At 42.3% G+C, this 23,576-nt stretch carries 14 protein-coding genes; 9 read left to right on the plus strand and 5 right to left on the minus strand.

Annotated elements, in window-relative coordinates; genetic code table 11:
• Positions 1-30 precede the first annotated feature (30 nt).
• Positions 31-906, plus strand: a complete 876-nt coding sequence (locus tag A7P54_RS10130; RefSeq protein ID WP_171549486.1) for a metal-dependent hydrolase — start codon at positions 31-33, stop codon at positions 904-906.
• Between the two features lie 21 nt (positions 907-927).
• Here the strand turns inward: A7P54_RS10130 and A7P54_RS10135 are convergent, their stop codons facing one another.
• Complete coding sequence (locus tag A7P54_RS10135; RefSeq protein WP_171549487.1) at positions 928-1,554, minus strand: TetR/AcrR family transcriptional regulator; 627 nt, start codon at positions 1,552-1,554, stop codon at positions 928-930.
• A 127-nt stretch (positions 1,555-1,681) separates the two neighbouring features.
• On the opposite strand from A7P54_RS10135, the gene A7P54_RS10140 reads away from it, so the two are divergent.
• From A7P54_RS10140 to A7P54_RS10150, 3 genes are read left to right on the plus strand one after another with little or no spacing between them, the layout of a single operon-like run.
• Positions 1,682-2,521, plus strand: coding sequence for an SDR family oxidoreductase (locus A7P54_RS10140; RefSeq protein ID WP_171549488.1), 840 nt, complete (start codon positions 1,682-1,684; stop codon positions 2,519-2,521).
• Positions 2,522-2,533: 12 nt separating this feature from the next.
• Complete coding sequence (locus A7P54_RS10145) at positions 2,534-4,021, plus strand: NAD(P)/FAD-dependent oxidoreductase (protein WP_171549489.1); 1,488 nt, start codon at positions 2,534-2,536, stop codon at positions 4,019-4,021.
• Between the two features lie 36 nt (positions 4,022-4,057).
• Positions 4,058-4,981 (plus strand): alpha/beta hydrolase, encoded by a 924-nt coding sequence (locus A7P54_RS10150; protein WP_171549490.1) that lies wholly within the window; start codon positions 4,058-4,060, stop codon positions 4,979-4,981.
• Positions 4,982-5,210: 229 nt separating this feature from the next.
• Here the strand turns inward: A7P54_RS10150 and adeC are convergent, their stop codons facing one another.
• From adeC to A7P54_RS10170, 4 genes are read right to left on the minus strand one after another with little or no spacing between them, the layout of a single operon-like run.
• Positions 5,211-6,644 (minus strand): AdeC/AdeK/OprM family multidrug efflux complex outer membrane factor, encoded by a 1,434-nt coding sequence (gene adeC, locus A7P54_RS10155; RefSeq protein ID WP_289846866.1) that lies wholly within the window; start codon positions 6,642-6,644, stop codon positions 5,211-5,213.
• A complete protein-coding gene (locus tag A7P54_RS10160) occupies positions 6,641-9,724 on the minus strand; it encodes a MexW/MexI family multidrug efflux RND transporter permease subunit (RefSeq protein WP_171549491.1) in 3,084 nt (1,027 codons plus the stop codon). The genes adeC and A7P54_RS10160 overlap by 4 nt, the downstream gene beginning before the upstream one ends.
• A gap of 12 nt (positions 9,725-9,736) precedes the next feature.
• Positions 9,737-10,840, minus strand: a complete 1,104-nt coding sequence (locus A7P54_RS10165) for an efflux RND transporter periplasmic adaptor subunit (protein ID WP_171549492.1) — start codon at positions 10,838-10,840, stop codon at positions 9,737-9,739.
• A complete protein-coding gene (locus A7P54_RS10170) occupies positions 10,837-11,265 on the minus strand; it encodes a DoxX family protein (RefSeq protein ID WP_171549493.1) in 429 nt (142 codons plus the stop codon). The genes A7P54_RS10165 and A7P54_RS10170 overlap by 4 nt, the downstream gene beginning before the upstream one ends.
• Positions 11,266-11,586: 321 nt before the next feature.
• Between A7P54_RS10170 and soxR the strand changes: the two genes are divergently transcribed.
• From soxR to A7P54_RS10195, 5 genes are all read left to right on the plus strand, one after another.
• A complete protein-coding gene (gene soxR, locus A7P54_RS10175) occupies positions 11,587-12,069 on the plus strand; it encodes a redox-sensitive transcriptional activator SoxR (RefSeq protein WP_005205283.1) in 483 nt (160 codons plus the stop codon).
• A 278-nt stretch (positions 12,070-12,347) separates the two neighbouring features.
• A complete protein-coding gene (locus A7P54_RS10180) occupies positions 12,348-14,588 on the plus strand; it encodes a TonB-dependent siderophore receptor (RefSeq protein ID WP_171549494.1) in 2,241 nt (746 codons plus the stop codon).
• A 314-nt stretch (positions 14,589-14,902) separates the two neighbouring features.
• The gene (locus A7P54_RS10185; RefSeq protein ID WP_171549495.1) at positions 14,903-18,097 is read left to right on the plus strand and encodes a type VI secretion system Vgr family protein; all 3,195 of its coding nucleotides are present in this window, start codon (positions 14,903-14,905) and stop codon (positions 18,095-18,097) included.
• 19 nt (positions 18,098-18,116) lie between these two features.
• Complete coding sequence (locus A7P54_RS10190; RefSeq protein WP_004805347.1) at positions 18,117-23,153, plus strand: RHS repeat-associated core domain-containing protein; 5,037 nt, start codon at positions 18,117-18,119, stop codon at positions 23,151-23,153.
• Positions 23,143-23,559: a hypothetical protein gene (locus tag A7P54_RS10195; RefSeq protein WP_004805350.1), complete on the plus strand. Its 417-nt coding sequence runs from the start codon at positions 23,143-23,145 to the stop codon at positions 23,557-23,559. The genes A7P54_RS10190 and A7P54_RS10195 overlap by 11 nt, the downstream gene beginning before the upstream one ends.
• Positions 23,560-23,576: the final 17 nt, after the last annotated feature.

Raw genomic sequence — 23,576 nt, forward strand, 5'->3', positions numbered from 1 at the left:
CAAGGTTTTATTGATACAAGGAGTTCTTTTATGCGCGGATTCATCAAACAAACCCATCACATTGTTCCTCGACGTCCCGTATTTGATTTTACAGAAACACCGAGCCATTGGATTTATGATGATCCTTTGGCATCGCAGATTCTTAATGTCATCAATCCAATTACCCCTGCACCTGAACGCTGGTTCTGTCAGACCTTCAGAGATGCACTGCCACTAATCCAGGATGAACAGTTAAAAGCAGCAGTCATCGCTTTTATTAAACAGGAAGGGGCGCACAGTCATGGACATACCTTAGGCACGCGACATATTGAGGCCTTGGGGATTGATCTGAATCAATATAGCAAGCTGATGAACTGGATATTTCATGACATGCTGGGGCAGAAGCCATTTGGTTATGAGCTGCGTCACCCTGCTTTGAAATTGATATGGTTACAGACCCGCCTTGCCATGGTTGCCGCTGCGGAACATCTCACGGGGGTATTAGGGCATTGGGTACTCAATGCACAAGGTTTACAACAAGCGCCTGTCGATGAGGAAATGCTGCGCCTATTGCAATGGCATGGTGCCGAAGAAGTAGAACATCGTGAAGTCGCCGATGCCATGTTTCGGCATTTAAGCAATAACATGCTGCTGCGAACAGCGACGGCTGTTGTTACTTTTCCTTTATTTATTATATTGGCTTATATCGCTGTGGAAACCTTGGTTGCCAAAGATCCGCAATTACCACAGCGTTTTCGCTTTAAAGATTATTTGCGTGCTGCCCGACAGGATCGCGTACCGCGTGTGGGTGATGTCTTGGCTGCTTGCTTACGCTATTTTAATCCCAAACATAGTCCATTACATGAAGGGTCAACACAACAGGCATTGGCCTATTTAAATCAAATGCCAGCATTTAAGCCAGCATAAATCACAAGCCAAAGTTGAGTTTTATGCGATGCCTGCCATCATCATTTGAATTGCAGCATCGCTATATTTTTTTAACAGATCAGCATCTTCAGGTGCAGATAAGAACTTAAATGCGCCAGCGATGATCATCCCGACGATGGCATGTCCAGTCATTTCAGTATCCAGATCAGCTTTTAAATAACCGCATTTTACCCCATTTTTTAAATAATCTGCGGTGAGTAGCTCCCCGAGGTGCAGCAGGTTATGCACTTGGGCGGTCATTTCTTTATCAATCGAGGTCGCTTCAAGCAAAATCAAACGTACTGCACGTGGATTATCCTTGGCAAATTCCTGAAATTTACTGGAAATCCGTTCGCATTGGATGCGGTAAGCCTCCAGTGTGGATACCGCATCTGGTGCATTTTCATCGGCCAATAAGGCGGTGATTTTGAACATGGTATCGACAATGACTTTATCCAGAATGTCTCTTTTATTCTCAAAATGCCGATAGAAAGTACCATGACCAATACCCAGTCTTTTGGCAATGTCAGAGATCGCAGTTTGATGATAACCGCGTTCAGAAAACTCCAAAAAAGCAGCTTCAATAATTTCTGCTTGTAATTGAATACGTTGGCGTTCAGCACGCGAGAGAGTTGTTTGATCATTCATGCTAAAAATTTTATCAGAACTTTATCGGAAATACGATAAAACAAAATCAATCAAAATTGACACTTCATTCCGTAAATGACATTATGTTCCGTATTGGTGGTTTTTTGACTAATAAAAGGAACTGGACATGGGAAAAAAATACAGTTTTTTAGATAAAGTGGTGTTGATCACCGGTGGCGGGCGAGGGATTGGTTTGGCCACCGCCGTCGCTTTTAGGAAACTCGGCGCCAAAGTGGCAATTGGCGATATTGATCTGGAGTTGGCACAACAAGCTGCCACTAAAGTGCAAGGCTTTGGTGGCTATTTGGATGTGCGTTCACAGAACTCATTTCATGACCTCATTGTGCAGATTGAAAAGCAATTAGGTCCCATCGATATTTTGGTCAATAACGCTGGCATTATGCCAATGGGGGCAATGGTCGAGGAAAGCCAAGCCATCACCGATGCGCAAATTGATATCAATTTGCGTGGGGTGATTCATGGCATGAAAGCGGTATTGCCCAAAATGCTGGCGCGACAAACGGGGCATATCGTCAATGTCGCTTCTCTGGCAGGTAAATATCCGATTCCCGGTGCCAGTATTTATTGTGCGACTAAATTTGCTGTGGTGGGTTTAACTGCATCGATGCAGCAAGAGCTTAGAGACACGCCGATTGGCTTATCTGCCGTATTACCATCCAAAGTCTTGACTGAGTTGTCGTCTGGTACGGGGGACAGTTTGCCGATTCCGACGGTAGAGCCGCAAGATGTGGCGAATGCGATTATTCAAGCCATCGCACATAATCTAGCTGAAATTGCGGTGCCGAATTATTTAACCCACACCCCGAAAGCCTATGGGTTGGTGCCGCATTGGTTAAATACCGGATTCCGAAAACTGATCGGAGATGACCGTATTTTAAAAGGCTTGGATCAGAATGATCGTAAAGCATATAGCCAACGTTTAAGCCAATTGGCACAGACAAAATAAGGATTAAAACTCATGGCGAAGATTGAAAAATTTCATGTGGTGATTATCGGGGCTGGCTTTGCAGGGATTGGAGCCGCCATCAAACTACAACAAGCGGGTTTCACGGATTTTGTGGTCTTGGAAAAAGCCGATGAAATTGGCGGTGTCTGGCGTGCCAACACCTATCCTGGATGTGCTTGTGATGTACCGTCAGCGTTATATTCCTATTCTTTTGCACCGAATCCACAATGGAGTCGGGTGTTTGCACAGCAACAAGAAATTAAGACCTATATACAAAATGTTGCACAGCAATTCGATGTGAAAAAGTATGTGCGCTTTGGCTATGAAATGCTGGAAAGTGCCTGGGATGATCAGGCTAAACATTGGGTGGTGAAAACTAATCAAGGCTTTATTCATGCCCGTTTTGCGATTATGGCAGGTGGGCCAATGCATCAACCTGTATTGCCTAAAATTAAAGGTTTAGAGACATTTAAAGGGGCTCAGTTCCACTCGGCAGAATGGAATCATGATTTTGACTTAAAGGGTAAAAAGGTTGCTGTTGTTGGTGCTGGCGCGTCTGCAATTCAATTTGTACCTGAGATTCAAGCCCAAGTGGAGAAACTCACTTTGCTACAGCGTACCCCACAATGGGTACTTCCAAAAATGGATCAAAGCCTGCCAAAACTTGCTCAGGCATTGTTTAAAGTGCTTCCAGTCACACAGCGTTTAACCCGTTATGGTGTTTATGGTGTGTTCGAATCCTTAAATTCCAGTATGCATCATCCAAAACTGGTCAGCCAGATTGAACGCCTAGCCAAATTGAATATTCGCTTAGGGGTGAAAGATCCCGAGCTACGAGAAAAACTATTGCCTGATTTTACCATCGGTTGCAAACGGGTATTACAGTCTAATCTATGGTATCCCGCATTGGCAAAGCCGAATGTAGAGGTGTTGCGCTGTGGGGTGGAAGAAGTGCGTGGCAATACTTTGATCGCCAGTGATGGATCGCAACATGAGGTTGATGCGATTATTTTTGGCACAGGCTTTGAAGTCAGTAATCCGCCAATTGCCAAACAGATTCGTAATAAACATGGCAAAAGCATGGACGAAGTATGGCAAGGCAGTGCCCGAGGCTATCTTGGTACAGTGGTTGAAGGTTGCCCAAATGCCTTTGTCATGTTTGGTCCTAATATTGCGGTCAGTTCATCGGCACTCATCATTATTGAAGCACAATTGGCGTATATCTTGGACATGCTGAAAAAAGTACAGGCACAGCAAATTGAAACTGTTGAAATTCGTGCTGAGGTCTTAGAACAATACAATGATGAAATCCAAGCGGCCTTAACGAATACGGTCTGGAATACCGGTGGATGCAGCAGCTACTTTATCGATCGGAATGGTCGTAACAGTACCTTATGGCCGTGGACCACTTTTGAGATGCGTGCTCGTTTAGCACAATGTGATCTTAACGATTACCTGCTTGGTTTTACTGAGTCTGAGACTGATAAAAAAGCCAGTTAAATTATGATTCGGTGATGCCATGAGTAGGAGCATATGATGCAGCAACAGATAATCGAAACAGGCGTGAAAATGAGTTTGCGACTGAGTTTTAAGCTGGCCAGTGGTCTGGCTTTACCTTTTCCGATCTTGCGTGGCGCAATGGAGATTGGATCGCGCATTTTTAAACCCAGAGCCGATGTTTGCATTCAACAGATTAAATTGAGAGATGCACAGGATCAACGTATTGTTCCTGTCGAAGTGGCAAGGCCTGAGGGTGAGGTGCAAGGGGTATTGTTGCATTGTCATGGCGGCGCTTTTTTTGCAGGTTCATCACGAACTCATCGCGCACTGTCTACCGAATTGGCTGCACGAGCCAAGGTCAACGTGTATATGCTAGATTATCGACGTGCGCCTGAACATCCTTATCCTGCGGCATTGGAGGATGTGAGGTCGGTCTATCAGCATTTGTTAAGTGAAGGTTGGACGCCTGAGCAAATTATTTTGGGTGGAGATTCAGGTGGATGTGCCTTGGCCTTAGCATTCGCAGTGGAATTAAGAGAGGCAGGGCAGATTTTGCCCTCTGGAATGCTCATGATCTCGCCCTATGTCGATATCACCTTAAGCTCGGCTTCAGTATTTAAAAATGCCAAACGAGATCCGATGATTCGTGCTTATGCTTTAAAACGGGGTGGGGATGGATATCGCGGGCAATTACGATCTAATGATCCACGTATTTCACCTATTTTTGCTGATTTAAATAGTCTTCCACCGCTATTGATTCAAGCAGGCAGTGAAGAGATTCTCGTGGATGATGCGATCAATCTGGCTGAGCGTGCCCAACAATCAGGTGTGCAGGTTCATCTGCATGTCTATGAAAATATGTGGCATAACTTTCAGATGTTTAATCGCTTTGTGCAAAAATCTGGACAGGCATTAGATGAGATTGGTGACTTTATTCAAGCGACATTGGCAAAGACATAAGCTTCACGTTCTAGAATTTCTAAACGGTTCATTTTAATTTTTTTAATATTTATATAAATCGCTGATTGATCTTAAAAATAGACAATGATTCACAAATAAGAAATAAAACATCAGCTCAATTCGTTTAGAGGCTACTTTTTTGCGTTCTGGTTATTAGCCAAGCTTATCTTTGTTTGGTTGAATGAGGTTTTAACAACAGCCATAGCCATTCTTAAAACCCCTGTGATGATTATTGTGTTAAGCCTCCGCCCAATACTTTATAGAGTTCAATCTGATTGTTGAGCCGTGCCTGTTCCAGCAATAACAAACTTTGCTCAGCAGCATAATGAGAGCGTTGTGCATCCAAGACACTTAAATAACTATCAATCCCTGCACGAAAGCGGGTATTAGACAGTTTGTAGTTCCGATTGGTCGCATCGACTAGGCGCTGTTGTGCAGTAATCCGTTCATCCATATAGGCACGTGTGGCAAGGCTATCATTGACTTCTTTAAAGGCAGATTGAATGGATTTTTCATAATTCGATAGGGCGATTTGCTGCTCGATTTTTGAAATCTTGAGATTGGCCTGACGGGTGCCCCAGTCAAAGATTGGTAGATCCAGACTCGGGCCAATCGACCAGACCGCATGGCCAGATTTAAACAGATCACTGAGTTGAGTCGATGCATAACCCGCTGAGCCTGTTAATCGAATGCTAGGAAATAATGCCGCTTTGGCAACCGCAATATTGGCACCTGCTTCGTGCAATTGATATTCAGCGAGCTTGAGGTCAGGGCGATGATTCAGTAACTCACTGCTTAAACCTGTGCTTAAAACTGCGTTGGTACTGATGTTTTTAACGGGTTGTTGTGGCAAGAGATCTACAGGAAGCTGTTGCCCCACCAACAGATTAAGTAAATTCTGCGCCTGCAGCACCTGCGTTTGATAGTTGGCCGCATCGTGACGTGCAGTTTCGACCGAGATCTGTGCCTGACGCAGAGGAATTTCACTGTCAGTGCCCGCATCGAAACGTTTTTGATTGAGCTGATAGGCATTCAATTGTGTCGCAAGGGTTTGTTGGGCAAGTTTTAACTGTGCATGGGCAAAGGCATAATCCAACCAAGCTTGGCTGACTTGACTGACCAAACTGATTTGCATGGCATCACGCGCACTTTGGGTCGCCAGATAACGGTCCAGTGCCGCATCTTTCAGATTACGAACCCGTCCCCAAAAGTCCAGCTCATAAGCCGTCAAACCAAGGCCGACTTGTAAGCTTGAACTGGGATTATTGGGATCAAGTGTCGGAGAAACTTGGCGAAGCAGCTCTGCACGACCAGCAATCATCGGAAACTGATCATTTTTCTTAATCTGATAGTATTGCTGTGCGCGCTGAATATTCAGGCTTGCGCTACGTAAATCTCGATTATGACTGAGAGCTAGTTCAATCACCTGCACCAAACGCGGATCAGCAAGAAACTGCTGATAGCCTTGGGATGCAATGGAACTGCCTTGAATCGAATGATCATAACTGTTCGGAATATCAGCACTGACGATGGGTGGTTGTGGTTTAAGGTTTTGGCAACCACTGAGTGACATGGCCAAAGCTGCTATGAAGAGTCCAGTGCTTATCATCGACTTAGATGAATGATGTTGGGAGCTTTTAGCGAAGACTAGATCGTTATTCATGCTTGAGACTCCATTGCATCAATTTTCTGTAGTTCCTGTACACGCGCCGAACTTTGGTTATGTTGACGTGCCAGCAGACTATAAATGGTGGGCAATACAAACAGGGTGAAGAATGTGCCAATCAACATACCGCACACAATCACCAGTCCAAGACCAAAACGGCTATGTGTGCCCGCACCTGTGGCAAACAGTAGTGGAATAAGACCAAACACCATTGCCGCCGTGGTCATCAGAATCGGACGTAAGCGAATTTGCGCTGCTTTAAGAATGGCGGCCTGTTTATTCAGTCCTTCATGCAGCTGCAACTCATTGGCAAATTCAACCATGAGGATGCCATGCTTACTAATCAAACCGATCAGGGTCACCAGACCAATTTGGGTATAGATATTGACGGTGGCATAACCGAGTGCCAGAGGAATCAAGGCGCCGCAAATTGACAGGGGCACAGTAATTAAGATAATGAACGGGTCGACCAGACTTTCATATTGCGCGGCCAAGACCAGATAAATCACCACCAATGCCGCCAAAAATGCAAACAACAGCGTATTGCCTTCCTGCATATACTGACGCGCATCGGCTTGCCAGTCATGGCTAAACCCTGTCGGTAACTCAGCCGTGACTTGTTCAAGGAACGCTAAAGCTTGGCCGAGAGAAACACCAGGCGCAGGAATGGCTTGGAAAGTTGCGGCGTTCTGTTGGTTAAACTGCGTGAGTTTATTTGGCTCGACCTGTTCATTCAGACGGACCACAGTAGACAATGGAATCAATGTTCCCTGATCGGTGCGTACAAATTGCTGGGTCAACGCTTGTGGGGTCAGACGCTGGCTTTTGATACTTTGTGGAATCACATCATAAGCACGGCCCAGCATACTAAAACGATTGACATAGTTTTCACCTACGAGGGTCGCCAGTGCTTCGCCGATGTCCTGCATACGGATACCCAAGCTATTGGCTTTGGCACGATCGACTTCAATTTTCAGTATTGGATTATTGAAATCCAGATCACTGTCTACCACCACAAACAAGCCACTCTCACGAGCTTTTTGTTTGATATTTTCCATGGTTTGATAAATGGTGGCATAGTCTTGGGCACTACGCAGCACCATTTGTACAGGTAAGCCACCTGTTGAACCGGGCAAAGCTGGATTTTGGAATACAAAAATACTGGTACCTTCTACAGCACCGACCTTGGCTTGCAGTTCCTGCTGAAGTTCATCGGCAGAGCGCGTACGTTCAGCCCATGTGGATAAGGTGGTGCCACCAAAACTGGCCGCTGGGCCGTCCGTACCATTAATAATCCAAGTGGTGCTGGTTTCAGGTAGGGTCCAGAACACTTTATCCAGCTCATAGTTAAAGTGTTCGGCATAGTTTAGGTTGGCATGTTGTGGTGCCTTAATCGCAGTTAGCACACTGGCTTGATCTTCCAGTGGGGCCAATTCCTTTTGTGGGAGTTGATAAAGAAAAGGTAGGCTGGCAAAAACAGCAACGGCAAAGACCACAGTGATCCAACGATGCTGCAATGAAAATTGCAGTAAGTGGTGATAGACATGAGTTAAACGTTCAAAGAACCATTCAGCAGCTTTGGCCATTCGGCCTTCTTCCTGCTTGGATTGCAGCAGATAGGAACTCATCACTGGGGAGAGGGTGAGGGCAATAATCCCTGAGACCAAAACTGCGCCTGCCAAGGTCAGTGCAAATTCCTTAAATAATGAACCCGTTAATCCGCCCATAAGACCAATCGGCGCATAGACGGCAGCAAGGGTAATGGTCATGGCGATTACGGGGCCTGCGACTTCACGTGCACCGACCAGTGCAGCAGCAATAGGTGACAAGCCTTCTTCAATATGGCGGTGTACGTTTTCCACCACTACAATGGCATCATCCACCACCAGTCCAATGGCCAGTACCATCGCCAATAAGGTCAGTAAGTTAATACTAAAGCCAAAAATCAGCATCAGGCCTAAAGCGCCAAGCATTGATAGTGGAATTGTTACCACAGGAATCAAGACACTACGGAGTGAACCTAAGCATAGGTAGATCACAGCAATGACAATAATCAGGGCTTCGATAAAGGTATGCAGCACTTCATCAATCGAAGCATCAATAAAACGTGCGGTTTCATAGGCTAGATTGGCTTTGACACTGGGCGGTAAGGTTTTCTGTATCTCAGGCAATTTATCCTTGATGCCTTGAACAATCACCAATGGATTACCTGTTGGAGTGGCCTGTAAACCAATAAAAATTGCGGGTTGCCCGTCCATCGAGGCACTGGTTTCGGTAGATGCTGCACCGAGTTCAACCGTGGCGACATCCTGCAAACGAATTAGGTTCTGTCCATCATTACGGATCACCAGATTTTTAAAGTCCTGAATACTGGTTAGCTCGGTTGACACGTTGACATTGGAAACCACCAATTCACCTTTGATCTGACCGGGGGCGGCTTGGTAGTTGTTTTGACGAATCGCACTAGCGACATCGGCAGCGGTTACGCCACGACTGGCCAAACGGTCTGCATCTAGCCAGATCCGCATGGCAAGGCGTTGGCTACCATAGGTTTGAACTTTTGCCACGCCTTCAATGGTGGATAGCATCGGTTCAACCACCCGTGACAGGTAGTCGGTTAGCTCGGGCATAGACAGCTGTTCACTGGAAAAGCCGATATAGGCTACGTCGGTCGATTCGCCTGAGGAGCGTTCAATCACAGGGTCAAATGCCTGTTCTGGCAATTTGTAGCGAACCTGATTGACCTTGGCCATGACTTCGGTCAGGGCTTGAGTGGAGTCTCGGTTGAGTTGCATACGCAGGGTAATGACACTGCGGCCTTGTACTGAGGACGAACTGAGATAATCAATGCCTTCAACTGAAGAGACCGCTTGGGCAATTGGTTGCGTGACAAAACCTTGCATCAGTTCAGCCGATGCACCCGGATATTCAGTGCTGATACTGATGGTTGAACTTTCTAATAAAGGATATTGGCGAATCGGCAGTTTATTCAGTGAGAATAGACCCGCCAATAAAATCAGGGTACTGACCACCAGAGCCAGTACAGGGCGTTTTACAAAAAGATCGGTAAATTTCATCTGAGCGTCTCCCTAAAGCTTTGCTTTGGCTTGGGAAGATGAAGTTTGCTCTAGGCTATTCACCGTCGGCTCGATTTGCATACCATCACTAAGCCGAACTTGACCTGAAACCACCACTTGGTCACCAGCTTTAACACCCGATTGCACTTCGACCCAACCTTGATGACGTTCACCGAGTTCGACCGCAACCCGTTGTACCGTTTGTTTTTGTGGCCCATGTTTCACCAGAAAAACAGTGTTGCCATAGGCGGTATAAGTAATTGCAGTTTCAGGGATGACCAAACTGGGTCGATTGGCTTCCTGTATTTCTATTTTTGCGTACATGCCTGGTTTTAATTGTTGATGCTGATTATTGAGCAGTGCCTGTCCAGTCATGGTTCTAGATTTACTCACCATTGGATCAATTGCATTTACTACGGCAGTGAAACTTTGTTCGGGAAAGGCATCTATTTTTAATTGAACGGCTTGGCCGGTTTTTAACCGTGCCGCCAGTTGTTCATCCAGTGTGAAATTGGCAAGCAGTTGCTGTGTATCCACTAAATTGGCAATACTGATGCCTGCTTCAAGGTATTGCCCTTGATGAACTTGGCGAATCCCGATCACCCCAGAGAAGGGCGCACGAATGGACTTTTGTTCAATTAGCGCTTGCAATTGCTGGATTTCAGCACGGGTCATATCTCGATCGGCTAGCGCCGTATCTAGTTCCGCACGTGAAATCGCATTGCTATCAATCAGTTGTTTGGTGCGGTGATAGGTCATTTCTGCCTGTTTCAGCTTGGCTTGTAGCCGACCTAAATTGCCTTGCTCGACATTGGTTTTCAGTTGAACCAGTAATTGTCCCTTTTTGACGGATTGTCCTGACTGGAAATAAATTTGCTCAATCACGCCAGTTGTTTCTGCAGAGACTTGAACTTGCCGTACTGCCTCCAACTCACCAATACTGGACAGAATACGTGGTGTGACTTGTTGTTTGACTGTTGTCAGCGCGACTTTTACGGGTGGATAACTGTAGCTGGAAGCATTCTCTGCGGAGCGGGATTTAAAATAAACATAAGCAGCTACAGCAATCACAATTAAAATGCTGATAATCAGCAAAATACGTAGTTTGGTTTTCATGCGATCACTCCAACATCTTGCAGCTGTTGACGAAAATGGCTGGCAATTGCAGTACCGATTAAGCCACCAATCACTGAAATATGTTCAAGCGCAAAATAAAGTGAGATTTGTGCTTGTCCTCCAGACAGGTTCCAGAAGGTATGTACCAGTACAATCGTAATCACTAAAAAAACAGACAGTAGTGCGGCACCTAACCAGAGGTGGCGATCAAACAAAATACTGTAAGCACCTACAAGTAAAATCAGCGCCGAGGCATAATTAAATAGCCATATAGGTTCTAGACCAGCGGCTTGCATTTCCTGAAACCCTGTTTCCACATCAAGGACTTTGCTGAGACCTGAGCTAAAAAATAACAGTGCCAGACAACACCTGCTAATGATCCATAACCATTGACTTTCCAAACTTAATTTAATGAAGTACGGCATAGGCGTATTTCCTGAGTAGATTCAGACTGACTGCTGAAAAACATTAAAAATGAATTGCTTAATTGCATTTGATAATGCAGTGCCAAGCAGTCTAAAACCTCAAGTTATATTGAGGTCAATGGGGTGAACTCGAAAATTAAAGTGTGGAAAAAGGCATTTTTAGCAGGAGTGTCAGCACAATTTCTGTCGAGGTTTCTGTGTTTTTTATGAGGCTGGAAGTCAAAACAATTGGCTTGTTTTGACTCATGTTACAAGGCTTTAAATTGACAAATCGTGTTGCCATAAACTATAAAACCTAAAGTAATCTTGAGATGTTGAACCATGACACTCGAACGAAAAATTGATATCAATCGGATGCTGACGGTTGGAGAAGTGGCCAAGCGCAGTGGTGTCGCTGTTTCCACCCTACATTTTTATGAATCCAAAGGACTAATTAAAAGTATTCGAACCAATGGCAATCAACGTCGTTATCCTTTGGCTGTGCTGCGCTATATTGGAATTATTAAAGTCGCGCAAAAAGTTGGCATTTCATTGGAGGAGATTAAAAAAGCGTTGAGTGTTTACCCGATAGGCAGCAAGTTAACGGCTGAGCAGTGGGCAGAGTTATCCACTTGTTGGCGTAAGGACTTGGATGAGCGAATCCAGAAGCTGACTCGTTTAAGAGATGAAATGGACTGGTGCATTGGCTGCGGGTGTTTGTCTTTGGAACAATGTCGTTTGCGTAATCCAGAAGATATTCTGGCAGAGCAGGGCTCAGGTCCACGTATTCTAGAGCGCGAGGATGATTCAATAATAGAATTTTAAGTAATTGAAAAATAATAATTATAAATAGTATTTAAGCTTAGTTCCATTTAAGACTTTCAAGCTGCTTTTGTGTTGCGCGTTGTCGTGCTTGAAAAAATGCAAGTACGCTATTTATGCATATTTCTTGATCTATCAATAAAATGATCAATGACAGCCATCGAGGCTTGCGCCAATTTTTACCTGAAATCAAATAAATATTAAGAAATTGTGAATTCTTCATTTATTTTTGTATTGATATTGATAATAATAATGATTCTTATTTAATTAATTGCAGCATTATGAACAATCAGCTTAAACAATCTGCTTTAAATATTGCGATAAAATCGATTCTGATTTTCGGGGCATTTTCACATCACGCTTGGGCGCAAGAACAGGGTGCAAGCGTACTCCCAACCATCAAAGTTGCAGCCGAGGATGAAAAAACAGAAGGGAGCGAAAGCTTTCAAGCGAAATCATCTCGCACATCATCCAAGCTAAAACTTTCCTTAAAAGAAACACCACAATCCGTCAGTGTCATTACGCGGGAACAGATTGAGCAACGGAATCTCAATATTATTGATGATGTGCTTGCGGCCACGCCAGGGGTCACAGTCACTAAAAATGATAGTGAACGCTCAAATTATTCTGCGCGAGGCTATGCGATTAGCAATCGTCAAATTGATGGCATGCCAATTGGCGAGAATAGCCCACGGGTCGATAGTTTTTTCTTTGATCGTATTGAAGTCGTGAAGGGGGCAACAGGTTTAACAGGATCTACGGGAAATCCATCTGCCACCATTAATATGATTCGGAAACGGCCTGCAAAGGAACTGACAGGCTCGGTTGCCACCTCATTTAGTCGCTGGAATACCATTCGCAATGAGGCTGATGTTTCAATTCCTTTGACGGCTGATGGCAGTGTGCGCAGCCGTGTGATGGCCGCACGTCGAGAGGGGGAATCCTATATGGATTATTACTCTCTGGAAACCTTGGCGGCGATGGCGATGGTTGAAGCCGATATCACGGACAAATTAACAGGCAGCATTGGTTTCCAATACCAAGACAACCAACCACGAGGTTCAACGTGGGGAACCGTTCCCTATTGGAATCAAGACGGTTCGCTGGCCAATTTGCCACGCAATTTCAGCTTGGCCAATCGCTGGAATACCATTAGCCAAAGTGACAAAACTGTATTTGCTGATTTGACTTATAAATTTGATAACAATTGGATGATTAAGGCCGCAGCCTCACATTCATTATCAAAAAGTTTTTGGCTGATGTCTTACGGTGGTTCTGGTTTTCCTAATCAAAATGATGGAACAGGGGTTGGGGTTTGGTCAACCGTGTATCCAACATCTGAATCTAAAAAGACCAGTGTAGAGTTGTTTGCCAGTGGGCCGTTTAAATTATTTAATCGTGAGCATGAATTGGTGATTGGTGGAAATGGCTTTGATCGTTCTACAGATAGTCCGGGTGGGTTCATTGATGGTATTGCCAGTAATCAATTGACCTGTACCAAGAAAGTGGACGGGGTAACGCTACCTTCTAATAATATTGGTGATACTTGTGTGATTAATGATTGGCGGACATGGGATGGTAATACAACGCCTAAACCGGGCTACACGGTTATTCCTTCGACTAAAGATGCGAAACAACGTAATTATGGTGCATACAGTACCTTAAAGCTAAACCTAACAGATGATCTAAAATTGATTGTCGGGGGACGTTATAGTGATTATTCGGCAACGAATGGTACCAAGAGTGATGTGAAAACCGATGCTTTCACACCTTACTTTGGTACCACTTACGCGATTAACGATATTGTCACTGCTTATGCCAGTTATACCGATATGTTTAATCCAAGCAGCCAGAAAGACCGCAATAACAGTTTCCTAGATCCTGAAACAGGTAAAAGCTATGAGGCGGGTTTAAAAGCCAGTTTATTGGATAACCAACTTTTGGCAACCGCTGCTGCGTTCTGGTCGAAAAAGGAGAATGTTGCAGTTCGTGATGAAGAGGCGATTGTAGCAGGTATTAAAACCGATGACGGCGGTGACCCAATGAAAGCTTCGGGGGAAGGCCTAAAAATTGAAGGCTTTGAGCTGGAAGCGATTGGACGGATTACACCGACGTGGAACATTACTGCGGGTTATACCTATGTGAACAGTATTAGTTCAGAAACTGTGAAGGCTTCAACCACGCTTCCTCAGAATCAAGTCAAAATCTATACCAATTTCAAACTGCCTGAACAGCTTTGGGAGGGTGCCAATAAAGTCAATATTGGCTTTGGTGTGAATTGGCAAAGTGAGGTCGTAAGTAAGTCGAGCAGTGCACCTAAAAACTCAGATGGTTATGTACGACAAGATGCTTACTTCTTGGCAAGTGCCAATATGGGCTATACCTTCAACGAGTCATTCAGCGCAAACTTACAAGTGAATAACTTATTTGATGAAAAATATTATCAACAGGTCGGCTTCTATAATGGTGTCTATTGGGGCGAACCACGTAACGTAACTTTATCGCTACGTGCCAAATTCTAAACTGCAGAAAATATAAACTTTTAGCCGTGAATAAAGGTCTAACAATCTGGATAGGCCTTTATTCAAAAGATTTTTTAGATGCCATAGGTGCAAGTTGCAGCAACGCTTATTATAAAAATAGCTAAAGTGAATCAAAGTATTTTAAGTAAAAAACAATCTAACTCAAAAGCATAAATTTAATCGCCCTGATTCAGTAATATAAAGCGAACAAAAAATGTGACGTAAATTGTCATAAATAGACGGTTCTGTATGGACAGTAAAACGATATTTTGAGTAAAATGCGCTAAATTCAAGCAGATAATCTATAAAAAAAGATGGCGAATAATATCTTTCAAGCTTTAGAAAGCTTGGGCCTGACAGCACAAAAACGTGCGATTCACGCTCAATTTTCAAACACATCTTTAAATAATCAAGTTTTCTTACAGCGTATTGAGGGTCTGCATCAGCTCAATCATGGCCTTGACCTACAATTACTCTGTCTTTCGACCAATGCAGTCATTCCTTTAAAAAGCTTTATTGGCAGTCAGGTTGCCATTGATATTGTGACCGATAAAGCAGAGTTAACACGTATCTCAGGGATTATTACCCAAGCCGATATCGGCGCCAGTGACGGTTCGCTGACGATTTATCGTTTAGGTGTACAAGACCCGACCGCCTTGTGGAAGCAGCGTCGTAATAGCCGTGTTTTTATGGCGAAATCCGTCGTTGATGTGATTCAGATCATTTTTAAAGAATGGCAGGCTAAAAGTCCATTGTTTGCGGCCAGTTTAAGTCTGGATTTAAGTGGCTTAAGCAAACAATATGACATCCGTCCATTTATTATGCAGGCCAATGAACTTGATTACGACTTTTTGACCCGTTTGATGCGGGCAGAGTCGATTAACTGGTTGATTGATGAAGCACAACTGAAGGTATCCAATTCCAGCGAACAGATTCAGCCACAGAAACTCAGACTCATCGATGACAATAATCAATATAAAGCCCTAGAGCGCCGTAATATCCGCTTTCATCGCAGTAGTGCAACAGAAACACAAGACAGTATCACGGCATTTGTAGCGCAGCGTTCCTTACAACCGAGTGCAGTGCATGTACAGCGTTGGCAAGCCGATGCCTTGGAGCAAGAAGAAGGGGCAGGTAGTGTTCAGAGTAAACATCAGCATAGCGATCAACATGATAACCAACAGCTTGCGTTAGAACAGGCGTGGCATTTTTCACCGGCTTGGATTCAGGATTTAAACGGTGAAGATGGCAGCACCAAATCGGGCAATGCTCAAATTGAAAAACTGAATCAGAGCCTGAGCCAGTATTATGATTCACAGGCCAAGCAGTTTATTGCGACATCGACTGTTCGCGATACCCCAGTGGGCTATTGGTTTGAACTCAATGAACATCCTGAAATTGATCAGCATGATGGCGCAGACAAAGAGTTTCTGATCAGTTCAAAAACGTTCTATAACCAAAATAATCTACCTAAAGATTTAACGGATCAAGTTGCAGCTTTGCTTCAACAAAGTAATTGGCAAAGTAGTCCTTTTCAGCATGCGGTCTCTGATGAACGTCAAGCCAATCAACTGACATTGCAACGACGTAATATTGGTCTAGTTCCTGAGTATAACCCGTTACAACATCGACCTGCGACACATCCACAACGTGCCAAAGTGGTGGGGCCAAGCGGTGACGAAATTTATGTGGATGAATGGGGGCGGATTAAAGTTCGCTTCCTGTTTACCCGAGCAGATGATCACAGTCACGATAGTGGTGCAGGTGCCAATGACAATGATACCGACTCTGCATGGGTGGATGTATTAACGCCGTGGGCTGGTGAAGGCTACGGTGCACGATTCTTGCCGCGGATTGGTGAAATCGTGGTGATTGATTTCTTTGATGGCGATATTGATCGACCTTTTGTTGTCGGGCGGATTCATGAAGCACAGCGTAGCCCGACCAAGTTTGACCATGTAGGTAAGTTGCCTGATACCAAGAAACTGGCAGGGATTAAATCCAAAGAATACCAAGGTGAAGGGTTTAACCAACTGCGTTTTGATGACACCACGGGACAAATCAGTGCGCAACTACAAAGCAGTCATGCCGCCACTCAACTGAATCTAGGTAAACTCAGCCATCCAAAAGATAAAGCTGAAAGCGAAGATCGTGGTGAGGGCTTTGAACTTCGGACCGACCAATGGGGTGCAGTGCGTGCGGGTAAAGGTTTACTGGTTAGTACCCAAAAGCAGGATCAGGCCCAAGGGGAGCATCTTGATGCCGAACCTGCCAAGCAACAGCTAGAAGGCAACCAGAACAATGCCAAGGCTTTAAGTGAAGTCGCCAAAAATCAGCAAACTGATGAAATTGAGTCTTTAGAACAGTTAAAAGAATTTGCAGAACAGATTGAAGCAAAGATTGCCAAATTTAATAAAGCGTTGTTGTTGCTTCATTCGCCAGCAGGCATTGGTCTAAGCAGCAATGAAGATATTCATGTGTCTGCAGATGGACAAATCAATCAGATTGCAGGCGATAGTATTAACCTGAGTACGCAAAAAAATCTGATTGGCCATGCGCAAAATCGAATTAGCCTGTTTGCTGCTCAGAATGGGATTAAGCAAGTGGCTGCCAAAGGCAAGTTTGAGGTTCAGGCACAGTCAGATGGACTGGATTTGCTCGCCAAACAAGGCATCCAAATCATTTCCACTGAAAGTCAGATTCAGATTAGCAGTCCGAAAGAAATTGTGATTACCGCAGGCGGCTCTCAAATCAAGCTGAATGGCTCAGGTATTTTTCCTGTGACGGGAGGCAAGTTTGAGGTGAAGGCGGGGCAGCATTTGTTTATGAGCGGCTCAAGCGTCAGTGCTCAATCCAGTTTACCACCACCACCAAAGCGCGGACAAGGGGTACTGGAATTGCTGCACGATTACAAACATGGCGAGTTTGTGAAACAGGGTGGCTATCAGGTTATTGATTCACTCGGTCAGCAGTTTTCTGGTCAGTTGGATGATAAAGGTTTTGTACGGGTTTCTGGACTGGCAACGGGTGCAGCAAAAGTTGTATTTGAAGATGATAAACGTGATCCGTGGGCGGAATCCAGTGACTTTAAACGCCCGCCAATGTGGCCAAATGAAAATGACCCTGATGCACAAACCTTATTGGGCAAAGCAGAAACAGGTCTAAAAAATGCAGTTAGCAGCGCCAAGAATGCTTTAGGTCAATCCTTTACCAGTCCTTCTTCAGTGTTAAAAACGCTTGAGACTGCAAAGCAGTTGAAGGAGTGTGGAGCAAAGGCTTTATTGCCAATGCTACAGCAGGGAGTGGAATCGCAGTTAATAGATCAAGTTACTGGGCTGACCTCAAAAGGGTTTAGCAACACTCAGCAAACAGGCCAAGCTGTAATCAATGGACTCAAGAACACTATTTCAGAACAACCTATTAATCCATTACGTCAGTATATTCGAGCAAAAGATACCGAGACTGATCAAAATCGTAAATTAGATACGATGAATATGACGTTTAAATAAGTTTAGAGAATTACAAAGAATGACGACCGCATCTAGAAATACTGGAAATACATCTACACAGAATAAAAGCACGAGAACAGGCACTGGGAAAGTGGCTATTGCTCCTGTTAATACAATTAAGCTAGCTGACGTTAATGCTGGAACTCAAAAAATCAACCAATGGCTGAAAAAAAACACTGGCGATATGGTTGATTTAGATACACTTAAAATGGTTGCAGGATCATTACCTGTAATTGGTAACATTATTGCACTTACAGATGCAGTTTATGATGTTATCGAGATTACAGGGAAAGCAAATCCTGGTTTTCCAGATTGGTTAAATTTAGGGATTGATTTAGTTGGAGTGATTCCTCTTCCACCTGGATTAGCCGCTTCTCGTATGGCATTAAGACCTGCGTTAAAAACTTTGAAATCAAAAAATCTAGCTAAGCAGATTCCAGACACGATAATTGAATTGCTGACAATTCATGTAAATGAGCGCGTAGCAGGGGAATTGAGTCAGTTTGCTGAAAAAGCACAGCCTCTTGTAAAAAAAACGGTTGATGACTGTGGTAATAAAGCCAAAGAGTTAGGAAATAACTTTGCTGATGGTATGAGCAAAATATTGACAGGAAAGCTATTTAGCACAGGTCAAGATATTAAAAATGCAAAATCAAGTTTATCTAAAGTAGGGGAAAATGCTTTAAGAAATCCATTTAAAGCATTTTCTCATGGCGTTGATTTTCTAGCCAGCGTAGGTTCAGCAGGAGCAAAAGAATATGGAAATATGGGAGCAAAAGTTGCCACCTCATTTTTAGATTCTAAAACAAAAAATCAGGTTAATAAACAAATCGGTAATTTCAGAAAGTTTAGTAATACTGTACCAACTAGACTTGCCCCTTTAGCAGATCCTAGTACTGCCATGAGTTTTTCATGGTTATTACAAAACTTAATGGTTGCTGCAAAAAAATATAAATCAAAGCAAAAGCATACAGTCCCAATTAAAGATAAGCAGGTTACTAGTAAAGAGAAAAAAAGAGCAAATGGGGAGCTGGAGACAATACAAAATCAGAAAAAGCCAAATAATAATCCAAATACCAGTTGTGAATTAAACACAAACGGCGCTAAAGCTAATCCAGCTAAAAAAGTAAGCAAAACGTCGAACAGTATTACTTATGCTTTGGGAACTGAGTTTCTGACTCATATTGATGCATATGAGTCCTCAATATCTAGTTTTGTACTATCAAGAACTTACGCCTCCAATTTATATCAACTTGATCATGGTGAATTTGGTGCTAGATGGCTAACACCATTCACCACTCGGATTATTCCAAAAACAGAATATGTAGAGGGTTCAGAAGAGCAGCAAGGGTATATTAAAGAATTAAAAGGATTTCAATACATTGGTACTGATGCAAGACCAATTGCATTACCTGATATTAAAGTTGGAGAGAGTATTCACGATCAACAAGAAGGGTTTTACTACAGTATTATCTCTGACAATCTAAAAATGATTTCTTTGGGCTTAGATGAAAAACATTTATTCGAAAAATATCTGGATGGCTATCGATTATCAGTAATTGAATATAAAAATGGGGTGACTGCTGCTATCCGTTATGACCATAAAATTGAAGAAAAATCATATATTTCTGACATTTTAATCAAGCATAAAGATCAACAGTTATTGCATGTTGCTTTCGGGGTTGATTCTGATGGACGTATTATAGATGTTTGGACTGTTGAAAATGGGCAGTTAAAGCGACCATTAGCTAGCTATAACTATAATGAAAAAGGCGAGTTAGTAGAGGCAATTACTGAAAATGGTTCAGCTTATAAATATCAATATGATCATCATTTACTAACAAGATATACCGACTTAACTGGTCGAGGCATGAATCTTGAATATGATGGTATAGAACCTATTTCTAAAGCCTTTCATGAATGGGCAGATGATGGTAGTTCTGATGTACGTTTAGAATGGGATGAAAATATTCGTTTGACCTATGTGATTGATGCCTATGGGAATGAGACCGAATATTATTATGATATTGAAGGGTATACTTATCGAATTGTCTACCCTGATGATTTAGAAGAATGGTATTTCAGAGACGAATGTAATCGTGTTGTCCGCCATATCGATACTGATGCTGCAACGACTGAATACGAATTTGATGATAATGGTAATTTAATAACAGTTACTCAAGCTGATGGAGCAACTGTTTATTATGATTATGATGATAAAGATCAAATGATTGGTATGGTTGATGCTGTAGAGGGACGGTGGTTTAGAGAATATGATGGACAAGGTAATATTGTCAAAGCAATTGACCCATTAAAAAGAGAAACCACTTATAGCTACAATGCTATGGGCCTACCAACTCAAATCACTGATGCAAAAGGTGGTACGAAAAAACTTAAATATGACAATTCAGGTAATTTAGTCAGTTATACAGACTGTTCAGGTAAGGAAACCAAATGGGAATATGATTCGCGTGGACGTGTGAAGTCTGTAGAAAATGCTTTAAAGGATAAAGTTGAATACTTTTATAGTGAATTTACAACTGAAGAGCGTCGACCTAGACTGAAAGGATTACCTTTGAATGCTTTTGGCCAGTTAGACAAAATTAAGTATAGTGATAGTTCAGAAGAATATTTTATTCATGACGCAGAAGGCCGGTTACTGGCTCATATTGACTCGAATGGTCTGCAAACAAAATATGAGTATGATGCTGCCGGTTTAATTTCATTACGTATAGACCCGCAGAATTATAAAATTAAATATCAATGGGATAAATTAGGTCGTCTTAAACGTTTAACCAATGAAAATGGTGCTCATTTTGAGTTTTTCTATGATGTTGTGGGTCGATTGATAAAAGAAATTGACTTTGATGGAAAAGAAACTATTTATGAATATGAAGAAACGAATGGTCAGTTAAAAACAAGTATTGAAGTTGCGATGAGTTATGGCCAAAGTCTGACTGATAGAGCGGTTTCAAAAGATCGTATTCAACAATTTGTGCTGGATCGTATGGGGCGATTAGAACAACGTATTTCTGGCTACGGGCATGTTGGTCAACAATTAGAAGATATTCAGGTTGAAGAGTTTGCTTTTAATAGCCATGATCAAATTTTACTAGCAAAAAATTCGGATAGTAAAGTTGAGTGGTTCTATGATCTCGCTGGAAATTTGGTAAGAGAACATATTCAAGATTCTAAGACAGGTAAAACGGCAGTATGGAAACATGGCTATGACGAGTTGAATGATCGTGTTAAGACCGTTAGGCCAGATGGACAAAAAATTAGCTGGTTAACTTATGGTACAGGACATGTATATGGCTTAGTCTTAAACGGCAAAGATATTGTTAGCTTTGAACGAGATGATTTACACCGTGAAATTGCTCGACATTATGCAAATAGTTTAAGTCAATCTGAACATTATGATGAATTAGGAAGGTTAAGCAGCCAAATTATTGTAAATGACCACGAAAATGGTTATAGCGTATCTGATAGTCAAAAAAATAATGCATTGAAAGAAACTCAGCAGTTATTAAGTCGTATTTATCAGTATGATAAAACTGGTCATTTATCTCAAATTCATGATACACGACGTGGCGATATTCATTATAAATATGACCCGTTAGGGCGATTGCTTGAAGCAACAAGTAAATTGGGTAAAGAAATATTTAGTTTTGATCCTGCAAGTAATATTCTGAATCCTTTCAATCAGAAATTCGACGATAACTTCACTGGATCATATCAAGTAACGACAGACGGTTATCGACACAATCATTTAGTAAACAATGTTGTTAAAGATTATTTAGAACAGCAATACCAATATGACGCTTATGGGCAACTCATTAAACAAAAAACAAGAACAGGTGATCTAAGCCTTGTTTGGGATGTCTTAGGACGTTTAATAAAAAGTCGCAATACACAGTTTACAGCTGAATATCGTTATGATGCGATGGGAAGGCGTCTAACCAAGCAAAGTAAACATCACCATACAGGGCATGAACAACATATTGTTTATGGATGGGATGGAGACACACTTGCTTATGAATCAGATGGAAATGCTACTCGACACTATATTTATGAAAAAGATAGTTTTATTCCTCTGATTCAAGCCGTGCATACTGGAGATATTCAATTACATTCTACTCCTGTGTGGAATGATAAATATAGTTTTAATCGAGACCCTCTATGGACGAGTAATCAGCAAAGCCAAGGTTTTAATGATATTTGGTTCTATCATTGTGATCATTTAGGTACCCCTCAGGAGATGAGTGATTCACAAGGTCAGATGATCTGGAAAGCTCAATATAAAGCATGGGGTGAATGCAAAGCAGAAAAGTCAGAATCTAACTTTTTTGAAAATAGTGAAATCATTACAAACAATATTCGCTTTCAAGGGCAATATTATGATGAGGAAACTGGTCTCCACTACAATCGACATCGTTACTATTCGCCTTATGTAGGCCGATTTATTTCTAAGGATCCTATTGGTTTACTCGGAGGACATAATGTTTATGCTTATGCCCCGAATCCAGTGGAATGGGTAGATCCGAGAGGATTAACGAAAAGAAAAAGTGGTAAAACTACGGGAAGTGGAGGTGCTTCTAAGAAAACTCACCCATGTCCGAAAAAAACAGATCCTTGTGATGGTAAAGATCCTTCAAAAACAGCTCGATCATGGCAAGGATCAAAACCTTATACTGGTATTGATGCATATAAAAATGTAGTAGTAAAAAAAGGTACTGTACTGTACACGTTATATCCGCATGGCGATGCTCCAGGAAATTATCTTGCTACATCACCTGATGTATTAAAAGCAGGTACTGCTAGAGGTTATAATGATGCTGTTCAAGTTGCGCATAAAGGAAATTGGAGTGACCCTAGAGCAAGAGATATGCGAACACAGCTACATGCTTTTATTGTTACTAAAGATACGTGTGTGGCTAAAGGTAGAACAGCTGCAAATCCTCATTTAGGCGCAGGAGGCGGAACGCAATACTTTATCGAAAACTCAGATAAAAAGAACTTGCTTTCTACTGGGAAAATTATTAAATATGATAGGTAATAAGTTGAATTTAAATATTTTATTTGATCGAAAGATTATAAAAGGTGATAATTTTTCCCTTGATTTTGATGTTGAAAATGAGAGGGGGAAGATTAGTTCTAATTTAGGAAATGAAGATGCTTTAGATAGTCTTATCTATTTAAGTGATAAAGTATATGTGAAAATACTTAGTGAACAAGAAAGAACTATTTATATTTTATTTAATACGCCTGAGTTCTTTGAGGCTAATTTACTTCACTCAAAAATTTTAAAAAGATTTAAGAAGAAGTATAAATTTAATGATGAAGATTTTATTGTTATTCATCCTGCGAGAGTTGCTTTGAAGCAAGATAAAACGAAATGGAATAAAGTTGAATTCACTTATGATCCCAAGCAGGGAGATATATCTTTAATACTTGAATATTAAATTTTATCTGTGAATAG

Source organism: Acinetobacter sp. Ac_3412, assembly GCF_013072675.1.
In the GTDB taxonomy this organism is placed as follows: domain Bacteria; phylum Pseudomonadota; class Gammaproteobacteria; order Pseudomonadales; family Moraxellaceae; genus Acinetobacter; species Acinetobacter higginsii.